Annotated in this window: 15 protein-coding genes and 1 other annotated feature; of the genes, 14 read left to right on the forward strand and 1 reads right to left on the reverse strand. The window is 39.8% G+C overall.

The genetic code is table 11. The features are described from left to right. Positions 1-140: 140 nt before the first annotated feature. Positions 141-950, reverse strand: coding sequence for an SDR family oxidoreductase (locus tag FHY45_RS19760; RefSeq protein WP_139892822.1), 810 nt, complete (start codon positions 948-950; stop codon positions 141-143). 434 nt (positions 951-1,384) lie between these two features. Between FHY45_RS19760 and FHY45_RS19765 the strand changes: the two genes are divergently transcribed. From FHY45_RS19765 to lonB, 14 genes are all read left to right on the forward strand, one after another. Continuing rightward, entirely contained in the window at positions 1,385-2,734 is a 1,350-nt protein-coding gene (locus FHY45_RS19765; RefSeq protein WP_139892823.1) for an APC family permease, read from the forward strand. 180 nt (positions 2,735-2,914) lie between these two features. Further along, entirely contained in the window at positions 2,915-4,648 is a 1,734-nt protein-coding gene (locus FHY45_RS19770) for an ABC transporter ATP-binding protein (protein WP_066109241.1), read from the forward strand. Continuing rightward, entirely contained in the window at positions 4,638-6,494 is a 1,857-nt protein-coding gene (locus FHY45_RS19775; protein WP_139892824.1) for an ABC transporter ATP-binding protein, read from the forward strand. Before FHY45_RS19770 ends, FHY45_RS19775 begins: the two co-directional genes overlap by 11 nt. An 845-nt stretch (positions 6,495-7,339) precedes the next feature. Then, positions 7,340-7,583 (forward strand) — a binding site (T-box leader). A 92-nt stretch (positions 7,584-7,675) separates the two neighbouring features. Continuing rightward, entirely contained in the window at positions 7,676-9,406 is a 1,731-nt protein-coding gene (gene ilvB, locus FHY45_RS19780) for an acetolactate synthase large subunit (RefSeq protein ID WP_139892825.1), read from the forward strand. Next, a complete protein-coding gene (gene ilvN / locus FHY45_RS19785; protein ID WP_066108669.1) occupies positions 9,403-9,921 on the forward strand; it encodes an acetolactate synthase small subunit in 519 nt (172 codons plus the stop codon). Before ilvB ends, ilvN begins: the two co-directional genes overlap by 4 nt. Before the next feature lie 28 nt (positions 9,922-9,949). Then, positions 9,950-10,981, forward strand: coding sequence for a ketol-acid reductoisomerase (gene ilvC, locus FHY45_RS19790; protein WP_066108666.1), 1,032 nt, complete (start codon positions 9,950-9,952; stop codon positions 10,979-10,981). Further along, the gene (locus FHY45_RS19795; RefSeq protein WP_139892826.1) at positions 10,968-12,506 is read left to right on the forward strand and encodes a 2-isopropylmalate synthase; all 1,539 of its coding nucleotides are present in this window, start codon (positions 10,968-10,970) and stop codon (positions 12,504-12,506) included. The genes ilvC and FHY45_RS19795 overlap by 14 nt, the downstream gene beginning before the upstream one ends. A gap of 23 nt (positions 12,507-12,529) precedes the next feature. Further along, complete coding sequence (leuB, locus tag FHY45_RS19800; protein ID WP_139892827.1) at positions 12,530-13,639, forward strand: 3-isopropylmalate dehydrogenase; 1,110 nt, start codon at positions 12,530-12,532, stop codon at positions 13,637-13,639. A gap of 38 nt (positions 13,640-13,677) precedes the next feature. Next, positions 13,678-15,102, forward strand: a complete 1,425-nt coding sequence (gene leuC, locus FHY45_RS19805; protein WP_139892828.1) for a 3-isopropylmalate dehydratase large subunit — start codon at positions 13,678-13,680, stop codon at positions 15,100-15,102. 1 nt (position 15,103) lies between these two features. Beyond that, positions 15,104-15,691 carry a 3-isopropylmalate dehydratase small subunit gene (gene leuD / locus FHY45_RS19810; protein WP_066108658.1) on the forward strand — a complete coding sequence of 196 codons (588 nt, stop codon included), beginning with the start codon at positions 15,104-15,106 and terminating at the stop codon, positions 15,689-15,691. A 134-nt stretch (positions 15,692-15,825) separates the two neighbouring features. Next, the gene (locus FHY45_RS19815) at positions 15,826-16,839 is read left to right on the forward strand and encodes a tetratricopeptide repeat protein (RefSeq protein ID WP_066108655.1); all 1,014 of its coding nucleotides are present in this window, start codon (positions 15,826-15,828) and stop codon (positions 16,837-16,839) included. Positions 16,840-17,003: 164 nt separating this feature from the next. Beyond that, positions 17,004-18,293, forward strand: coding sequence for a trigger factor (tig, locus tag FHY45_RS19820; protein WP_066108652.1), 1,290 nt, complete (start codon positions 17,004-17,006; stop codon positions 18,291-18,293). Positions 18,294-18,698: 405 nt separating this feature from the next. Then, the gene (gene clpX / locus FHY45_RS19825; protein ID WP_066108651.1) at positions 18,699-19,958 is read left to right on the forward strand and encodes an ATP-dependent protease ATP-binding subunit ClpX; all 1,260 of its coding nucleotides are present in this window, start codon (positions 18,699-18,701) and stop codon (positions 19,956-19,958) included. A 665-nt stretch (positions 19,959-20,623) separates the two neighbouring features. Then, positions 20,624-22,288, forward strand: a complete 1,665-nt coding sequence (gene lonB / locus FHY45_RS19830) for an ATP-dependent protease LonB (protein WP_066108648.1) — start codon at positions 20,624-20,626, stop codon at positions 22,286-22,288. Positions 22,289-22,474 lie beyond the last annotated feature (186 nt).

Here is a 22,474-nt window from a genome sequence, read left to right on the forward strand (position 1 = left end):
GAAGGATAAATTGTCAGATTAATAGAGCGGCGATATGGAGAAGACGTAGTGGAAGGCATTCATACAAAGCACCCTGAAAGTTAAGCTTGAAACCTAATGTTCAGAGTGCAATAGAGTATTTACTATTACTGTAGGATTGATTATTTATGTTTTGCTAGATTTGCTACAGTACCGCCATCTACACGTAAGTCGATACCTGTGATATAAGAAGCCGCATCGCTTAATAAAAATTCTACAGCTGTTGCAATCTCTTTTGATTCCCCTTCACGACGTAAAGGTGTAATTTCAAGCATCTTCTTCATTTCTGCTTGCTTTGAGGCTTCCTGACGTCCCATTGGTGTGTTGATTGTTCCAGGAGAGAGAGAATTTATACGTGCGCCTTTTTCTCCCCATGTCCATGCCTGGTCCTCAACAATTAATTGTACGCCTAATTTAGATAAACTGTAGGCAGCCCCAGGATTCCCTTGGGCAAATTGCTCCATTGTTTCCACGGCATTTTCAGCTAACGGCTGTTTTAGTGCTTCCATATAAGGGCCTTGACGGGGAGCCATATAACCGCTCATGGAAGAGATGCAAACGACCGCTGTTCCTTCTGTAGCAAGTGGAAGGAAAGCTTCTAGAATAATGCCTGTCCCAACCAGGTTAACTTCTGTAATCCGTTTTGAATCCGCCATAGTAGGAGAAAGGCCTGCTGTATGAACTAATCCTTTTAATGTACCCAGCTCAGCAGCCTTATCAGCTAGGTCTGCAACGTTTTCCTTAGATGTAATATCAACGACTTGAATGTGGACATCTGTAACCCCTTTTCCAGCCAATTCCTCTTTTGTTTGAAGTAAGCGTTCATGCGAAACGTCTGCTAAAAGGACAGTCCCCTTCTTGCCGACTAATTCAGCAGTTGCTTTCCCCATTCCGCCAGATCCGCCTGTAATGACATATACTTGTTTCGTCATAGTTCCAACCTCCTTATATGATTCAATTTTAATTATAAATGTTTTTTGATTAGTGGTAAAATTTAACTATGTGAAGATTCAGAACAAATTCTAAACTTTTATATAAGAGGTTAAAATATAAAACTCAAATGTTTATGTATATCCATAAAAAATAACGGTTTCAAGACTAGGTTTTGGAAAGGAAGCTAGTTCGTCATCAAGAGATATTAGAAACTAGAACATACCATACTCCTATAAAATATTGTGAGCAAATAATTAGTGAAGTAATTATTAAATAAAATAGGATAATTTAGGAGTGTATCAATTAATAAATTCAATTTTTGCTATACTAATATGATTAATAAATCAATAATTGTCTTGAATAACTTCTCTCTTTCGGATAACATTTTTAATATGTGAAATAAGGAACTTATTTTGAGAGGATTAATTAAGCCATGTCAAAACATCAAAAGAAGAACATCTATGCAGCGGGAGCTGTTTTAAAGAAAGAGATTGGTTTGAAAGAAGCCTTAACCATTGTAGTTGGGGTTGTAATTGGATCAGGTATATTTTTTAAAGCTACTCCAGTATTGGAAAGCGCCGGTTCTCCAGTTGCGGCTATTATAGCTTGGTTACTTGGGGGATTAATTACTCTTGCAGCTGCTCTGACGTTGGCTGAGATTGGCTCAGCTATACCGGAGACAGGTGGGGTATTCGCTTATTTGAAGGAGCTTTATGGAGAAAAATTTGCTTTCCTATTTGGATGGGTACAAGCGTTAATCTATATACCAGGCATTCTGGCGGCGCTATCCATCGTTTTTGCCACACAAGCAACATATTTTATGCCTATGACAGACCTCCAGCAAAAATTATTAGCGATTGGTATTTTAGTATTTGTGGCCGCACTAAATATCATCTCAACTAAACTTGGAGGCAGGATTCAGTTCATTTCTACGATAGCTAAAATGATTCCAATTATTGCCATTATCGTGTTTGGAATTATTCATGGAATGGGGAAAGAAACAGCATCGCTATTCTCGGGAGAATCTGTTCATAGCTTTACCCTAACTAGCTTTGGTGCTGCAATCCTAGGAACTTTGTTTGCCTATGAAGGCTGGGTGAGTGTTGGAAATATGGCTGGAGAAATGAAAAATCCTCAGCGCGACTTACCACGCTCTATTTTATTTGGAATGACAATTATTATTGCAGCTTATGTCCTAATAAACGTAGCCTTTTTCTCTGTTATGTCTGTTCAGGAGATTGTTTCGACAGAAAAAGTAGCAACGGATGCTGCTCTCATTCTTTTTGGAAGCGGCGGCTCAGCGATTATCTCGATAGGGATTCTAATCTCTATATTTGGTACATTGAACGGATATTTGATGACAGGTGTCCGAGTGCCATTTGCGATGGCACAAAGCAAGATCTTCCCGTTCCATCATGTTATGGGACGTGTTGAAAGCCGTACAAGTACACCGATTAATGTCTTTATTTTTGAAGTGGTCTTATCGATTATTTATATTTTATCTGGATCATTTAATACACTGTCTACTCTGGCCTTATTTGCCACATGGATTTTCTTTGTAATGGCCATTTACGGGGTTTTCATCCTTCGTAAAAAGCGTAAGGACTTAGTTCCGACTTATCGAGTTCCTTTCTATCCGTTTGTTCCGCTTGTCGGAATCGTTGGTGGAGTATATATATTGGTATGTACGGTTTTTACCGATACCTTATATTCTTTAATTGGATTAGCGATTACCGCATTGGGTTATCCTGTATATCTCTATCTGAAAAAATCAAATATGTAAATATGAATACACACGGGTTTCCGATTAGGAAATTCCGTGTGTTTTTTTATCTATCTATATATAAAGCTCCTAAACTGTTTTTAAAAGGAAAGGTAAATTGGGCTTTTTACTTGTATGATTGAAAAGGTTTTAGCAAAATAAGGATGTAGTCATATGTCGGTAACGAAAAAAGGTGAAGGTATGGGGTATTTACGAAAATATATAAAGAAATATGGAGTTTTATTTACGGTTGCGATTCTATTTTTAATGGTTGAAGCCATTTGTGATTTGCTTCTGCCTACGATATTAGCAACGATGATTGATAAAGGTGTAGCAAATAAAGACCTTTCTTTTGTATTGGAAATGGGCGGAGTGATGTTAGTTGTTACGGCAGTAGGTGCGTTGGGTGCGATAAGCAGGAATATAATCTCTAGTAATATTTCGCAAAAAATGGGAGCCGAACTTCGCTCTGATTTATATAAAAAGATACAGTCTTTAAAACTCGTGCAAATGAACCGTTTTGAAGCAGCGACTCTAGTTACAAGGCTTACAAATGACGTAACGCAGGTGCAAGTATTTGTGAACGGCTTGATGAGAATTATGGTGAAGGCTCCATTGATTTGTATAGGGAGCATTATCATGGCAGTCCGTTTAAATGCTTCTATATCATGGATTCTATTAATTATTATTCCGATTGTAGCGGGTATCATTATGCTGAATCTGAAACTTAGCTTTCCTTTCTTTATCCGCGTTCAAAAAGTGACAGATCGCTTGAACGGGGTAATGAGAGAATATTTATCCGGCATACGGGTGATCAGGGCATTCAATCGTTCTAAGTTTGAGAAGGAGCGTTTTGAAGAACGGAATGATGATTTGGCAGAAACCTCTATTAAAGCTATGCGAGTAATGTCTGTATTTAGTCCTGGAATCATGCTAACCGTGAATTTTGGAATTGTGCTCGTCCTTTTAGTGGGCGGTTGGAATATAAATAATGGACAGATGCAGGTTGGACAAATTGTTGCCTATGTGAACTATATGACTCAAATCTTAGTATCTTTATCGATGATTTCAATGATATTTAATTTCTTTGTTCGGGCAAGGGTATCTGCCGGAAGGATTGGAGAAGTATTTAATACTGAGGAGCCTCCTTCAACACTTGATACATCTGGAAAAGCTATTGATAAAGAAGGTATCTTTTTTAATCAAGTTGGTTTTTCATACTTTGGAACGAAGGACTTTGTAGTAAAAGATGCTACCTTTCATGTAAATATGGGAGAGACAGTTGGGATAATAGGTTCAACCGGATCAGGAAAGAGCAGTCTGGTTAACTTGATTCCTAGATTGTATGAACCTTCTAAAGGTGCCATTTATATGAATGGGGTAAACATTCAAATGATGGACCCAGCTTTATTGAGAGAGTCTGTGGCATATGTGCCTCAGAAATCTATATTATTTACGGGAACGATTAAAGAAAATATACTTTGGGGAAATGGGAATGCCAGTATGGAAGAGGTGGTACAGGCAGCCAAGGCAGCCTGTGCCCATACATTCATAGAGGCTTTGCCCAATGGGTATGATACTCATCTTGGACAGGGCGGAATTAATCTTTCCGGTGGCCAAAAGCAAAGATTATCGATTGCCAGAGCCCTGTTGAAAAAATCATCAGTTTTAATTCTTGATGATTCAACCAGCGCACTTGATGCGGTCACGGAGAAGCAATTAAAGGAATCATTAGGGGAAAGAACGAAAGGGTCGATGATTTTTTTGATTGCCCAAAGAATAACCTCTGTTATGGATGCCGATAAAATTATCATTATGGATAATGGGAAAATAGTAGGCATTGGAAATCATGAAGAGTTAAAAACTCATAATCCGGTTTATCAGGAAATTATACGTTCGCAAATAGGTGAGGAGATGGTTAGCCATGGCAAATAAATCGGAGAATGGAAGCAAGCCCTCACAGCCGCAAATGCCGAAACCAGGGGGAAGAGGCCATGGCCATGGTGCGGGCCGATTTGCTCCTGTAGAAAAACCTAAGGATTTTACGGGAACTCTTAAACGGATTTGGGGATTTTTTGGGTCTGAAAAGAGAAGTCTGTGGATTATTTTTGGCTTTGTTGTTATTAGTTCAGCTATCAGCTTATTTGTTCCCTATTGGATTGGAAGAACAGTCGATACGATTGCAATGGAATCAGTTGACCTGAACTTATTACATATGATGATTCTTATTTTGGCTGTGGTTTATGTGACGGATGGAATATCCAGTTTGCTCCAGGGCTGGATGATGGCCCGAGTTTCTCAGCGGGTTGTTCAATCCTTAAGAAGCAAGCTATTTCATAAGCTGCTTAAATTACCAATTGGTTATTTTGATTCACATGCTCATGGCGATATGATGAGCAGAGTTACCAATGATATCGATAATGTCAGCAGTAGTATTTCTCAATCGACTACGCAGCTGATGGGTGGAGTCATCACAATAACGGGATCATTTATTATGATGCTAATATTGAGCCCCATTTTGACGGTTGCTGCATGTATTACGATACCATTTATGTATTTGCTGACGAAAATGATTGCTAAACGGACACGGGTTTTATTTCGGGAACAGCAAAAACATTTAGGCAAATTGAACGGACATATAGAAGAAACGATATCCGGAACGCTTATTATTAAAGCCTTTAATAGAGAAAATCAAGTGGTCGAGACGTTTGAAGAAATCAATGGTAAATTATTTGAATCAGGAAGGAAGGCACAAATCTGGTCAGGTTATTTAATGCCATTAATGAATGCAATTAATAATCTTGGACTGGCCGCGATTGCAATTGTAGGCGGTATCTTGGCTGTAAATGAAGCTGTAACGATTGGGGTGATCGCCAGTTTTGTCAGCTATTCAAGGCAGTTTACGAGACCGTTAAATGATTTGGCCAATATATTCAATCTATTTCAGTCTGCAGTTGCAGGTGCTGAACGAGTATTCCAGGTGATTGATGAGAATGAAGAGACAAAAGATGGCGAGCATGCGGTTCCACTCCGGCATTCAGAAGGAAATGTAACGTTTAAGAATGTTTCATTTGGATATGACGCAAATCACCCCATCTTAAAAAATATCAGTTTTGAAGCAAAAACGGGCAGCCACAATGCGCTAGTGGGACCAACTGGTGCAGGGAAGACAACCATTACGAATCTCTTAACCAGGTTTTATGAGGTATCTGAAGGGAGCATCTTAATCGATGGGGTAGATATTCGTGATTATACAAGAGAGAGCTTAAGAGATACGTTTGGGATTGTGCTGCAGGACACGTATTTGTTTACGGGAACCATTAAAGAGAATATAAAATATGGCCGGTTGGATGCTACAGATGAAGAAATGATTGAAGCTGCCAGAACGGCAAATGCTCATTATTTTATTACAAGACTTCCAAATGGCTACGATACGATGCTTCTAGAAAATGGCTCGAATCTCAGCCAAGGGAACAAGCAGCTGCTAGCTATTGCCCGGGCAATATTAAAGGATCCAGCAATCCTGATCCTGGATGAGGCAACGAGCAGTGTAGATACGAGAACAGAGCTTGCCATACAGAATGCTATGCGTAAAGTGATGAGAGGACGTACCAGCTTTGTGATTGCACACAGGCTCAGTACGATTCGCGAGGCAGATAAGATTATGGTCATTGATGACGGCCAAGTCAAAGAGAGTGGAACGCATGAAGAATTATTACGTCATAAAGGTCGATACAGTGAAATGTATGAAAGCCAGTATAAAAATATCCAGACTTCATAATGTGAAATCCTGTGGTAATTGATCCGCAGGATTTTTTATTGAATTATATGTAATTAATATGGAAATTATATGCTACTATTAAAATAGTATTTATGAAGGAGTTCGATTGCTTTGAAAAAAAGACGACCCTGATACTATTTGTCCTTTCATTCATCTATCTATCATTGGCCCAAGCATTAAGTTGGAATAAATACTTTGTTGTTTGGGAGGGTAAGGTATATGAAATAAAGGAAGATGAGGCAATAGATCCTCGGGAAATTGGTAAATACATAGGCAAGGTGGAGTCAGGGCAGATGACAATACCGGGCATTATAAAGGAAACGGCTCTAACATTTACCCTGTAGGCACTAAGTATTATACATAAAAAAATAAATCCTCTGATTCGGGCATTGCTGTTGAAATCGATAACCAACAATGGAAGAAAGCCGAGTTTATCCATGAAGCACCATTCCGTTTTACCGATCTGTTTGAGAAATACCTGCCGTATACACTTTTATCAGTTATTGTATCTATTATTTTAGTAAAATACATAGCAAGAAGAAGAGCATCGCAATAAATTCCAGAGCTTATAGGCTCTTTTTTTTGTGTGAAAAATAGAGATGAAATTTCATTTATTTCTTTTAATTACAAATGATATTGCGATGATAAAAATTTTAAAATAGGAAAACCGCTTAGCAAAAACAATGAAAGCGCATACAATTATTCAGAATTAATTAAATAGTCTAATAATTTAGAAAAATCAGTTGACTATGTGTCTGGAAGGTCGTATTATAAATTTCAACGAGATAACAAATTAGTAATTATTTGGATTTATAATAGTGGAACTAATAACAAGAATTTAATAAGTAGAAGCGATGATAAGGATAAGTAGTAAGTGGGCTGAACAGTTACAGAGAGCCGATGGTGCTGAGAATCGGTACTGTTTCCAAGTATGAACTCCCCTTTGAGCGTCTGTATGAACTCTCCAGTAATACAGACCGGGTTTGACCGATCAACCCGTTATCAAAAGTAAAGAGTGCATGATTGATGAAATCAATTATGAATTAGGGTGGTACCATGGAAAGGACAACAAGCCTTTTCATCCCTGCGTTTCAATTGGGAAACGTATGTGATGAAAAGGCTTTTTTATTTTTAAAAAAGACCTGGCAAATAAGCCTATCACTAAACAGGAGGTAGATTCCATGTTGGAGAAAACAGCTCTTGCTGAGAAGAAAAGCCTACAAACTGAAATAAAAATCAGCGGAGCCGAGATGTTGGTCAATTCCCTGAAAAAGCAAGGAGTGGAGGTTTTATTTGGATACCCCGGAGGTGCCGTTCTACCCATTTATGATGCACTTTATAAATCGGGATTGAAGCATATATTGCCAAGACATGAACAAGGCGCAATCTATGCGGCTGAAGGATATGCAAGGATAAGTGGAAAGCCAGGAGTGGTAATTGCTACATCTGGTCCCGGAGCAACCAATATTGTCACAGGTCTTGCTGATGCCATGATGGATTCCTTGCCTTTAGTCGTTTTTACCGGTCAGGTTGGTACAGGAGTAATCGGAACAGATGCTTTTCAGGAGGCAGATATTTTAGGAGTTACAACACCGATCACAAAGCATAATTATCAAATTCGAAATACGGCAGATATTCCAAAAATCGTGAAGGAGGCCTTTCATATTGCTTCAACAGGACGCCCAGGGCCAGTCCTCATTGATATTCCGAAAGATATGGCTCAGCTAGTAGCTATAGAAGAGGAACCTGAAACAATCCATTTGCCGGGATATCAGCCAAAGTATGAACCTAATTATTTGCAGATTAGAAGACTCGTAGAAGCAGTCAGTTCTTCTAAGAAACCCGTTTTCTTGGCTGGTGCAGGTATCCTTCATGCGAAAGCCTCAAAGTACTTACTTGAATATGCTGAGCAACAGCAAATCCCAGTCGTTAATACATTATTGGGACTTGGCAGTTTTCCTCCGAGTCATCCGCTTTACATCGGAATGGGAGGGATGCACGGAATATACGCAGCCAATATGGCACTGTCTGAATGTGACCTATTAATCAATATTGGTGCCAGGTTTGACGATCGTTTAACAGGTAATCTATCAAAATTCGCTCCACATGCAATGGTTGCCCATATAGATATTGATCCTGCTGAAATCGGTAAAAATGTTCCGACGGCTATCCCGGTTGTAGGAGATGCCAGGCATGCTCTGAAGCATTTAATCAAGCAGAATGGCAAACAGCCAGATAACGAGGGCTGGAGGAAGCAAATTCAGAATTGGCTGGAGGATGCACCATTCTATTATGACAAGGGGAACGGTCAGCACCTGAAACCACAGAGAATTATGGAAATGATTTATGAAATGAGTAATGGGGATGCCATCGTGACAACCGATGTTGGTCAGCATCAAATGTGGGCTGCCCAGTATTATCCTTTTAAGCGTCCGAATGCATGGGTAACCTCCGGAGGACTTGGCACGATGGGGTTTGGATTACCGGCTGCGATTGGAGCACAAATTGCTGAACCAGATGATTTGGTTATCTCCGTAAATGGTGATGGGGGTATCCAAATGTCCATTCAGGAACTTGCTGTTATCGCAGAACTGAACTTGCCGGTAAAAATTATCATTATCAATAATGGTTCTCTTGGAATGGTACGCCAATGGCAGGAAATCTTTTATGAATCCCGATACTCAGAAAGTGTATTTCGTTCCCAGCCCTCCTTCAGCAAGCTGGCTGAAGCTTATGGAATAAAGGGATTCGATATCCGGACGGAGGAAGAAGCTGAAAGGGTATTTAACGAAGAATTTAGTAAAGATAGTCCAGTACTAATTAATATTTTTGTAGAACCTAAAGAAAATGTATACCCAATGGTTGCACCTGGAAAGGGAATTAATGAAATGGTAGGGGTGAAGAAAAATTGAAAAGGATCATCACTTTAACCGTTCTAAACAGACCGGGTGTCCTTAACCGGATTACCAATTTATTTACGAAACGAAATTATAACATTGAAAGTATTACGGTAGGGCAATCCGAAATGGAGGAGAGAGCGCGAATAACTTGTGTTGTAAACGTCGAATCCGTGCAAATTGCAGAACAAATTACCAAACAATTAAATAAACAGATTGATGTCATAAAGGTACAGGACATAACAGATCAATCCGTTGTAGCCAGGGAGCTTGCGTTAGTAAAAGTAACAGCCACTCCCCAATCGAGAAGTGAGATTTACTCACTCATTGAGCCTTTTAGAGCTTCGGTTATTGATATTGGCAAAGAAAGTCTTGTGATTCAAATAACCGGTGAATCAAATAAAATAGAAGCTTTTATCGAATTAGTCAAGCCGTACGGAATTAAGGAATTAGCTAGAACAGGCACTACCGCTTTTGCCCGCTCCACTCAAATGGGCAACCAGGGAACAAAGAATTATTCAATTGTCTAAATAAAAATGAAAAAGGGAGAGAACAATTATGGCAAAAATGTACTATCAAAATGAAGCAAATGAAGCAGCTTTATCAAATAAAAAGGTAGCAGTTATTGGATATGGATCACAGGGACATGCCCATGCACAGAACTTACGGGAAAGCGGATTTGAAGTAGTTATTGGATTGCGAGAGGGTAAATCTTGGAACCAGGCGGTTGAAGATGGATTTGATGTTAAATCTGTTAGGGAAGCAAGCGAGGAAGCAGATGTAATCATGATTCTCTTACCGGATGAACATCAAACAAAAGTATATAAAGCAGAGATTGAACCAGTCTTGCGGAAAGGTCATACACTGATGTTCGCTCATGGTTTCAATGTCCATTATCATCAAATTGTTCCTCCGGCATTTGTAGATGTATCCCTAGTGGCGCCAAAAGGACCGGGCCATTTAGTCAGAAGGACATTTGAACAAGGGGCAGGTGTTCCAGCATTATTTGCCATCTATCAGGATGTGTCAGGTGAAGCAAGAGAAGTTGCATTGGCTTACGCAAAAGGGATTGGAGCACTTAGGGCAGGAGCTCTTGAAACTACATTCAAGGAAGAGACCGAAACAGATTTATTTGGAGAACAGGCAGTACTTTGCGGGGGACTTACCTCCTTGGTAAAGGCAGGTTTTGAAACGCTGACGGAAGCTGGCTATCAGCCTGAGCTTGCTTACTTTGAATGTTTACATGAATTGAAATTAATTGTTGATCTCATGTATGAAGGCGGCATGGAAGGGATGCGCTATTCCATTTCTGATACCGCTCAATGGGGTGATTTTGTTTCAGGTCCCCGCGTAGTTGGCCCGGCTGTTAAAGAAGAAATGAAGCAAGTGTTAAAAGAAATTCAGAATGGCACATTTGCAAAAGGATGGCTGCTTGAAAATCAAGTGAACAGACCTGTATTTAACGCGACACAGGCACAGGAAAATGCACATCCAATTGAACAGGTAGGCAGAGAACTTCGTCAAATGATGCCATTTATTCAACAGCAAAAAAAGAAACAGAAAGAAGTGGTCGGCAGTGCGAAAAATTAATATTTTTGACACGACCTTACGTGATGGAGAACAATCTGCCGGAGTCACTCTTAATTTGACCGAAAAACTGGAGATAGCCAAACAATTAGAAAAAATGGGTGTAGATATCATTGAGGCTGGTTTTCCCGCAGCCTCTCCAGGAGATTTCGAATCAGTGAAGAAAATTGCTGATTTAGTCAAAAATTCAACGGTAACAGGACTGGCAAGATCTGTGGAAAGTGATATTGATGCAGTGTGGGGAGCTTTAAAGCAAACGGCCGACCCGAGGATACATGTCTTTCTTGCTACATCACCCATACACAGGCAGTATAAGCTGAAAATGACGGAGGATCAGGTAGTTGAAGCTGCCGTGACTTCGATCCGTTATGCTTCGAAGTATTTCCCGGTTATTCAATGGTCAGCTGAAGATGCTTGCCGAACAGAGCTTCCATTCCTGGCTCGGATTGTGGAAGAAGCTATCAAAGCCGGAGCAAAGATCATCAATATCCCGGATACGGTTGGTTATATCACACCGAAAGAATACAGTGAAGTCTTCCGATATCTAATGAGCCACGTTCCATCTATAGATCAGGTTACGTTGTCTGCCCATTGCCATGACGATTTAGGATTGGCGACCGCCAATTCTATGGCAGCGATTCTGGCCGGAGCGACTCAGATAGAAGGTACCATTAATGGAATTGGTGAACGGGCCGGGAATACTGCACTGGAAGAAGTAGCGCTTGGCCTATATACAAGAAAAGATTTTTATCAGGCAGAAACCGGCTTGGTTCTTAGTGAAATTAAACGTACAAGTGAATTGGTCAGTAAACTGACAGGTATGGTAATCCCGCCAAATAAAGCTGTAGTAGGTAAAAATGCCTTTGCACATGAATCCGGCATTCATCAAGACGGTGTGCTTAAAGAGAAAACAACCTACGAGATAATTGAACCTGAATTAGTTGGATTAAGTTCTAACTCCATGGTGCTTGGTAAGCATTCAGGCCGGCATGCATTCCGTACAAAATTAGAAGAGTTAGGCTTCCCTGTGTCGGATGAAGAAGTTAATCACCTTTTCAAAGTATTCAAGGATCTCGCAGATCGTAAGAAAGAAATGACAGATGATGATATTGTCGCGTTAGTACTGGAAGAGAAAGTAACAAAAGAGGATAACTATTATGAATTAATTTCCATTCAGGTTCAATACGGAACCAATCAGATTCCTACAGCAACCGTTACATTGTCAGGGGTAAATAACGACAGAATACAGGAGGCCGCCACTGGAGCAGGGAGTATTGAAGCGTTATACAATACGCTCGAGCGTTGCATCCAGAAACCAGTTAAGCTGCAGGATTACCGTATTCAATCAGTTGGCGGTGGCAGAGATGCGTTGGCACAGGTGTTTGTAAGAATTATTTATCAGGGAGTGGAAACAAGCGGACGGGGATTAGCCCAGGATGTGTTGGAAGCGTCGGCCAAAGCGTATTTAAATGCTATTAACCGAGTGATTTTAACAGTAGAGCACCAATCAATGGTGATCACGAATTAATCAATAAGGGGGATTTCTTCGATATGAAAAGAAACATTGCTGTATTGCCGGGTGACGGAATTGGACCAGAAATTATGATAGGAGCCCTCGAAATCCTCAATGCTATTGGTGAACGATTCGGGCATGAATTCGTCTTTGAATATGGGCAAATTGGCGGGGCAGCGATTGACACGGAGGGTACCCCTTTATCTGAAAAAACGATTGACCTTTGTAAACGAAATGATGCCGTGTTACTTGGAGCAGTTGGCGGTCCGAAATGGGATCATAATCCCCCGGAGATGCGACCTGAGCAAGGGCTGTTAAAAATCCGCAAAGAGTTAAATTTATACGCAAATATGCGTCCAATCAGTTATTATGCCAGCATCGAGGATTCATCACCTTTGAAAAAAGAAATCATTGATGGTACGGATTTTTTAATCGTGAGGGAACTAACGGGCGGGTTATATTTTGGCAAACCGAGTAAGCGTAATTATCATGATGGCATGGAATCTGCTGTCGATACTCTGTATTACGAACGCGAAGAAGTAAAGCGGATTATCACACTCGCTTTTGAATTGGCAAAGGAACGAAAAGGAAAGGTAACATCCGTTGATAAGGCAAATGTATTAGAATCAAGCCGAATGTGGAGAGAGGTGGCAGAAGAAGTAGCCAGTGAGTATCCAAAAGTGAAGCTTGAGCATATGCTCGTAGACAACGCGGCGATGCAGCTTATCCGTAATCCAAGGCAATTTGACATATTGGTGACTGAAAATATGTTTGGTGATATTTTGAGCGATGAGGCAAGTGTCTTAACTGGTTCACTTGGAATGCTACCTTCAGCAAGTCTTTCTGAAAATGGTTTGCATTTATATGAACCAATTCACGGCTCTGCCCCGGATATCGCAGGCCAGGATAAAGCTAATCCAATTGCAATGATTCTGTCTGTTGCATCGATGCTTCGCCATTCCTTCCAAATGGAAGAAGAGGCAAGTATAGTGGAACAAGCGGTGAAAAATGTACTGGACTCCGGCAAACATACAATAGATATATCAGGAGATGGAAAAGTGCTGTCAACTACGGAAATGGCCAGGTCTATTAAGGAAGAAATTTTGCAGAAGGACGCTATTTTTCACATTATGGAAGCGTACGCGTAAAAAAATTAAAGGTATCAATAAAATGAGGAGGGATCTATGTGGGTAAATCGATCGTGGATAAAATCTGGGAAAATCATATAGTGCACAAGGAGGCGGGAAAACCAGATTTATTATACATCGATCTGCATCTCGTTCATGAAGTGACTTCTCCTCAGGCATTTGAGGGTCTTCGCTTAAAGAAAAGAAAGGTACGCAGGCCAGATTTGACCTTTGCAACAATGGATCATAATGTCCCCACCATTAATCGTTTTGTAATAACAGATGAGGTGGCGAAAAGGCAATTGACAGCACTTGAACGGAATTGCCAGGACTTTGGAGTACCTTTAGCAGGCCTTGATAGTGAAGACCAGGGAATTGTCCATGTAATTGGACCTGATTTAGGCTTAACCTGGCCGGGAAAAACCATTGTTTGCGGCGACAGCCATACATCTACACATGGTGCATTTGGTGCATTGGCCTTTGGAATTGGCACGAGCGAAGTGGAGCATGTATTAGCGACGCAAACCATTTGGCAAAACAAACCGAAAACGATGAAAATTGAAATAAACGGTTCACTCCAAAATGGGGTTACTGCAAAGGATGTCATTTTATTTATCATCACTCAAAATGGAACGAACTTTGGTAACGGTTATATTTTGGAATATGCAGGAGATGTAGTACGTAATATGTCGATGGAAGAGCGCATGACTATGTGTAATATGTCTATTGAAGGTGGCGCTCGTGCCGGTCTGGTTAGCCCGGATGAAACTACTTTTTCTTATATGAAGGGCCGGAAATATGCTCCCGTGCCGGACGAATTCGAGGAATATTGTAAGCGGTGGTCAGAATTGGCCAGTGATGCTGATGCAGATTATGACAAAGTAATCTACATGAATGGAGATGATATTTCTCCTATGGTCAGTTGGGGCACCAATCCTGGGATGTGCAGCCCAGTAACCGGGAATATCCCTCATTCAAATTCAATGAAGCCAGCAGCAGCCAAAACATTACAGCGAGCGCTAGAATACATGGGTCTTAAAGAAGGTCAGGCAATTACAGATATACCGGTTCAGCATGTATTTATTGGTTCCTGCACAAATTCCAGGATAGAAGATTTAAGGGAAGCGGCTGAAATTATCGATGGTAATAGGGTTGCTGCAGGAGTGAGAGCAATGGTCGTTCCAGGCTCACAGGCTGTTAAGAAGATGGCAGAGGAAGAAGGTCTGGATACGATTTTCAAAGCAGCTGGATTCGAATGGAGAGAAGCAGGCTGCAGCATGTGCTTAAGCATGAATCCAGATGTGGTGCCGGCAGGTGAACATTGTGCTTCCACGTCGAACCGTAATTTTGAAGGAAGACAGGGCACTGGAGCAAGAACGCATTTAGTATCTCCGCGCATGGCAGCAGCGGCAGCGATTTACGGAAAGTTTGTAGATATCAGAGAAGCGGTGAATCCTTTGATTTCTGGAAAAGGAGGTCATTAAAATGGAAAAAATGACAGTCTATACAGGTAAACCTGTTATTCTTGAACGCGATCATGTCGATACAGATCAGATTATACCGAAGCAGTTCCTAAAGCGCATTGAGCGTACCGGGTTTGGCAGGTATGTGTTTTTTGACTGGCGTTTTCATGCAGATGGAACCGAGCGAGACGATTTTGAACTGAATCAGCCTGAAGCTAAAGGTGCGACCATTTTGTTGGCAGGTGAAAATTTTGGATGTGGATCCTCTCGTGAGCATGCCCCATGGGCACTGGGGGATTATGGGTTTAAAGTAATTTTAGCTTCCTCCTTTGCAGATATTTTTCATCAAAACTGTTTGCAAAATGGAATACTGCCGATAACCTTAGAAAAAGAGACTCTTGCTTCACTAAAGGAATTTATACGTAAAACACCGTTGGATCTAACGGTTGATCTACCTAATCAAGAATTGAGAGCACAAGAAAACGTACTTGCTCGATTTGATATTCATCCATATTGGAAGAACATGCTGATTAATGGTTGGGATGAAATTGAACTAACGCTTCAGTATAATGAAGAAATCAATCAATACGAACAGAGAATACTGGCATAGACTACAAGATATATAGTCTATGTTTTTTTGCGTTTCATTGTTTATTGAGTGAATAACAGAAAGATTTTTTGTTTTTCATGGAAAGGCATGCTAAACTAACGACAATTAATTCAAAAAAATCAAGGCGGTTTGTTATGAAGAACACAAAAAGTGAACGAAAGGATGAAAAGGTAATTCCTTTTCCTAATCTGGCACAATTGCTCCTCAAAAAAGGTATGCAAGCCATGGAGGAGAAAAAATTCAAAAATGCCCGTGAATTATTTGGCCAGGCGTATGAATTGGAACCGGAAGATGAAGATATCAATATCGGATTGGCTCTGTCACTTGTAGAGCTCGGGAATTACCAAGATGCAAAAGCTATAGTGAATAAGATGATGGGAAATGGAATTGGAGAGTATTTTCATGTCATCAATATTTATTTAATGATCCTTCTGCAATTAAATGAACATCGTGAGATTATATCGGTAGTCGAAGCGTTATTGGAAGAAAATCAAGTACCTGAAGGCAGAGTTGAATCATTAGAACATCTATTGGCTATGAGTAAACGAATTGTGGAACAGGGCAGCGAACAGGAATATTCAGATGATTTTCCTGAATTTAAAGTCGAATCACCTCAAATTCAGGAGGAAGAAATAAAAGTTATTTTGGAAACCGGAACGATGCAAGAGCAATTTTTTATGCTATCTTCACTTGCAGGGCAAAATATTAGACCGTGGGTAGGGCTGCTTTGCCAATATTTAATAGAAGAAAAACATCCTTTTTTAAAAACCTTTACTTTATCCATATTAAAAGAGCAGGAAGTGGATAAGATTGTAGAGGTGGATAAGTTCGGTCAAACTATTACAGTGAATATAGTAGACTTACCAATTGTTGAAGAAACGCATTTTTTATCTGACATACATAAAACCTTACGTGACAGGTTGGAAAATAATAATCCTATCATGTTCGAACAGGCAATGGAAATGGTTAAAAGGCATAATATCCTGCTTTATCCATTGAATATACCGAATCTCGAAGGATGGGCAGAAGGCTATTATCGAATTGTGTCGGAAGCCTATGGAATCGATTTGAAGGAGCCTGATGAAAGGATAAATATAATTATAGAGGAAATCAGGAATCTAGAGGGGATGACTTTCCCTGTTATTTGAGGGTCCAAGTCTTGAAACGTAGGAAACCTATGTTATAATATAGTGGTTGCAATATGCATTGGTACAGTAAGGCTGTACTGCCTAAGATCAATAAATCTAGTTGCACATAATATCGTGTTAAGAGAAAACGATTATTAGGAAATATATATAGTGGAGGGAAAACCATGTCTGCAAAATGGGAAAAGCTTGAAGGGAACAGCGGTGTATTAACTGTTGAAGTACCGGTTGAAAAAGTAAACGAAGGCTTAGATTCAGCATTCAAAAAAGTGGTTAAACAAGTACAAGTGCCAGGATTCCGTAAAGGAAAAATGCCTCGTGCATTATTTGAAAAGAAATTTGGCGTTGAGTCTCTTTACCAAGACGCATTAGATTTTATTCTTCCAGAAGCATACGCTAATGCAATTGAAGAAACTAAAATCGAGCCAGTTGATCGTCCAGAAATCGATATCGAAAAAATGGAAAAAGGCGAAGCTCTTATTTTCAAAGCAACTGTTACTGTGAAGCCAGAAGTTAAACTTGGCGAATACAAAGGTATTGAAGTTACACAACTTGATACTGAAGTAACTGATGAAGATATCGAAAAAGAAATCAAAACTTTACAAGAGCGTAACGCAGAGCTTGTAATCAAAGAAGAAGGACAAGCTGAGAATGGTGATACTGTAGTTTTAGACTTTGAAGGATTCGTTGATGGCGAAGCATTCGAAGGCGGACAAGCAGATAATTACTCCTTAGAACTTGGTTCTAACTCTTTCATTCCAGGATTTGAAGAGCAATTGGTTGGTCTTGAAGTTGGTGGAGAAAAAGATGTTGAAGTTACTTTCCCAGAAGAATATCATGCTGCAGAATTAGCAGGAAAACCAGCTGTATTCAAAGTGAAAATTCATGAAATCAAAACAAAACAATTACCTGAGTTAGATGATGAATTTGCTAAAGATGTTGATGAAGAAGTAGAAACATTGGAAGCACTTAAAGAAAAAATCAAAACTCGTTTAGTTGAGTCTAAAAACCATCAAGCAGAGCACCATGTAAAAGACACAGTTATCGAAAAAGCGGCAGAAACTGCAGAAATCGATATTCCAGAAGCAATGATCGACACTGAAACAGATCGTATGATTCAAGAATTTGAACAACGTCTTCAAGCTCAAGGTATGACTCTTGACATGTACTTCCAATTCTCTGGCCAAGACAAAGATGCTCTTAAAGGTCAAATGAAAGAGGAAGCTGAAAAGCGTGTACGCATCAACTTAACTCTTGAAGCAATCGCTAAAGCAGAGAACCTTGAAGTTACTGAAGAAGAAATCAACACTGAAGTACAAGCAATGTCTGAGCAATATGGCTTGACTGCTGAACAAATCATCCAAGCGCTTGGCGGAACTGAAAGTGTTAAAGGTGACTTATTAGTAAGAAAAGCAATCGACGTATTAGTTGATAACAGCAAAACAGTAGAAGCTTAATACACATATTAAATAACAAAACAAGGTGCGATTTTATCGTACCTTGTTTTATACATACTATACATACTAATTGCAGGGCCAAAGTTTCGAGAAGATTCGACTTTTAGAATCGAAATATTTTAACACATACATAATTGCTTTTTTCATGAATTAAGTGTAGATTAATTCTAAATAAATAGGATTTAAAACTCTTCCATTTTTGATTTCCAGGATTGAAAGGAGTCAAGAATGGATATTATGTACATATACATAAGGAACAATTAGTTTGGCAAATGAGTACGGCCTTTTTCTTACCTTATATGGGGCAATGTATGTTACAATCCTTACATACCCTTCATTAGTTAATCTGGATCGTAAAGAATTGCAGATTTCATGATAGAGTTCATAATACCAAGGGGTGAAACTATGTTTAAATTTAATGATGAGAAAGGGCAATTGAAGTGTTCTTTCTGTGGGAAAACTCAAGAACAAGTCCGAAAACTCGTAGCGGGTCCAGGTGTTTATATATGTGATGAGTGCATAGAGTTATGCACTGAAATTGTAGAAGAAGAACTGGGTACTGAAGAAGAAGTTGAGTTAAAAGATATACCAAAACCAATGGAGATCTTAGAAATCCTTGATGAATATGTTATTGGTCAAAAAGGTGCTAAAAAATCCTTGGCAGTAGCCGTTTATAATCACTATAAACGTGTAAATTCTAATAGCAAAATTGAAGATGTAGAATTATCTAAATCCAATATTTGCTTAATCGGGCCTACTGGAAGCGGGAAAACACTTCTTGCTCAAACTTTAGCCAGATTATTAAATGTACCATTTGCCATTGCAGATGCTACGTCATTAACTGAAGCTGGTTACGTGGGTGAAGATGTTGAAAATATCTTACTTAAGCTAATTCAGGCTGCTGATTACGATGTAGAGAAAGCTGAAAAAGGCATTATATACATTGATGAAATCGATAAAATTGCACGTAAATCTGAAAACCCATCCATTACACGAGATGTTTCAGGTGAAGGTGTACAGCAGGCGTTGCTGAAAATTCTTGAAGGCACAGTGGCAAGCGTTCCGCCACAAGGAGGAAGAAAGCATCCTCATCAAGAATTCATCCAAATTGATACAACGAATATTCTATTCATTTGCGGTGGTGCATTTGATGGAATCGAACCGATTATTAAACGCCGTCTTGGCCAAAAAGTTATCGGTTTTGGATCAGTTAAAGAAGAAGTTGAAGATAAAAACTTGTTAACTAAAGTTCTTCCTGAAGACATGCTTCGTTTTGGATTAATTCCAGAATTTATCGGACGTTTGCCGGTAATTGCTACACTTGAGCAATTAGATGAGGATACATTAATCCAAATCCTTACTAAGCCAAAAAATGCGCTTGTTAAGCAATTCCAAAAAATGCTTCAACTTGATGACGTAGAACTCGAATTTGAGGACGGAGCGTTGTTAGAAATTGCGAAAAAAGCAATTGAGCGTAAAACAGGTGCACGTGGACTTCGTTCCATTATTGAGGGAATTATGCTGGATGTCATGTTTGAACTTCCTTCCCGTAATGATATTAAAAAATGTATCATTACAGCTGAAGTGATCTCTAAAGGCGAATCTCCAAAAATAATTCTTGTTGATGGAACAACTGAAACAGTTGAAAAGAAAACATCTGCTTGATAAAGATATAAGTTGTAGAAGAGGCCAATCAAAATCTTGATTGGCCTTTTTTGTATTGCAAATGACGCAATTTACAGGTTATCTATTCTTAAATGGATACATGTTTGGAGAGTTAGAAGAAAACAATTGCTTTTATAGGAAGAATAATAAGAGATTGACCCGAGTGGAGTAGGAATCCAGCCGATTCCTTCATTAATCCAGCCAATTTTAGATTTTATCCAGCCAAATTCAGCACTAATCCAGCCAATTCAGCTCAAATTCCAGCCAAACGCTAAAGTAGGTGGCAGGTTTTGATGTAGATACATAGAGCTTGAGTCATAAGGATAGCCACCCACTGCGGGAGGAAAGAACACATCTGTGCGCCTCCTCTTATGCTTTTCGGAGGCCAACAGGATGTTGGTCACAAAGACGTTGCCACAGGACGTGGCGTATTTAGTCTTTGTTCCTTAACGTAAGGCCCTTCAGCTTTTTAGTTAATCCAGCTTCGCCTCCTAGCTTCTCGAGACATAAGTGTAGCCACAGCGGGAGGAAAAGCGCCTCCCTGCGCGCCTCCTCTTATGCTTGTCGAAGCTGATCAGTCGGCTCAGCTTTTTGATGTTTATTCCATCCTTTCTAGGGAGATACTAGCTTGTATCTCAACGATGTGATTTCAGGAGGGTGCTTATATGAGTTGGACTGGTGTGGTTATTGTTATCCAGCTGTTTTTTGGAATAGTGATTGGCATGTATTTTTTAAATTTGTTAAAGGGTCAAAGGGTACAAAAGGTTTCGATTGATCGAGAGGCTAAGAAGGAGATGGATCAGCTTCATCGAATGAAGTCTATCTCATTAACTGAGCCGCTTTCCGAAAAGGTAAGACCAGCACGGTTTGATGATATTATTGGTCAGAAGGATGGAATCAAGGCACTAAAGGCAGCACTTTGTGGGCCAAATCCACAGCATGTACTAATTTATGGTCCGCCTGGAATTGGGAAAACGGCCGCTGCGCGACTGGTGCTGGAAGAGGCTAAAGCAAATATGAAATCTCCATTCAGGCAAACCGCAACATTTGTAGAATTGGATGCCACAACAGCCAGATTTGATGAGAGAGGAATTGCTGACCCACTTATAGGCTCTGTTCATGACCCAATCTATCAGGGCGCCGGAGCAATGGGCCAGGCAGGTATTCCACAGCCAAAACAGGGGGCAGTTTCAAATGCTCATGGCGGTGTCTTATTTATTGATGAAATTGGAGAATTGCATAATATACAAATGAACAAATTATTGAAGGTATTGGAAGATCGGAAAGTACATTTTGAAAGTGCATACTATAATGAAGAGAATCCGAATATACCAAAACATATACATGAAATTTTTCAAAATGGATTACCTGCTGATTTTAGGCTTGTTGGGGCTACAACGAGAACACCTTCTGAAATTCCGCCTGCGATTCGTTCCAGATGCATGGAGATTTTTTTTCGTGAATTAAATCAGGAGGAACTGAAAAAGGTGGCCAAAAATGCAGTTGAACGGGTGTCCTTAGAGATTAGTGATGAGGCGCTTAATGTCATTGGTAATTTTGCCAGCAATGGACGGGAAGCTGTAAATATGGTTCAGAGTGCCGCAGGTTTAGCCATTACAGAAAATAGAGATTATATTAAAGATGAAGATATTGAATGGATTGTTCAATCCAGCCAAATGTCTCCTAGATATCAAAGTTTTATTGCGAAAGAATCTGCCGTTGGTGTTGTAAATGGTCTGGCTGTAACCGGACCAAGCTCAGGGGCGTTACTTGAGATTGAAGTTACGGTTATTGATGCGGTTGATAAGGGATCAGTTAATATAACTGGAATCGTAGAAGAAGAAAGTATTAATAGTGCAGGAAAATCCATCAGAAGAAAAAGCATGGCTAAGGGATCGATTGAAAATGTGGTGACTGTCCTGAGAACGATTGGCGTACCAGCTGACAAATTTGATATCCATGTTAATTTTCCGGGCGGTATACCGATTGATGGTCCTTCGGCAGGCATTGCTATGGCCGTTGGGATTTACTCAGCTATCTATCAAATACCGGTAAAAAATAATGTTGCAATGACAGGAGAAATCAGCATTCACGGGAAGGTTAAGCCGGTTGGCGGTGTGTTTACGAAAGTGACAGCAGCTAAGTTAGCGGGAGCCGATGTAGTTCTGATTCCGGAAGAAAATATACAAGCCCTGTTAAACCAAGTCGAAAATATTGAAATTAAACCTGTCAGGAACTTAAAGGAAGTATTTCAACTAGTATTCGATCGTACAGCGGCCATTGATACTATTATTGAAAATATGCCACTTTCTGAACGGGAAAGCGGCTGAGGGAACAAAATTAAAAGGCTTGCATCAGAGCGAGCCTTTTTTTGTCTTACTAATAATGAGAGTGGGAAATTTTGTTACCTTAAAAATTGATTGAAAGGTGTTACATCCACTTAAATTTAGGGAAAACAAGTAACATGGTTTCGTTTATCGTCCCAAATAGACACAAACCAGTAAATACGATAAAAT

The sequence above is a fragment of the Bacillus sp. D386 genome (assembly GCF_006346415.1).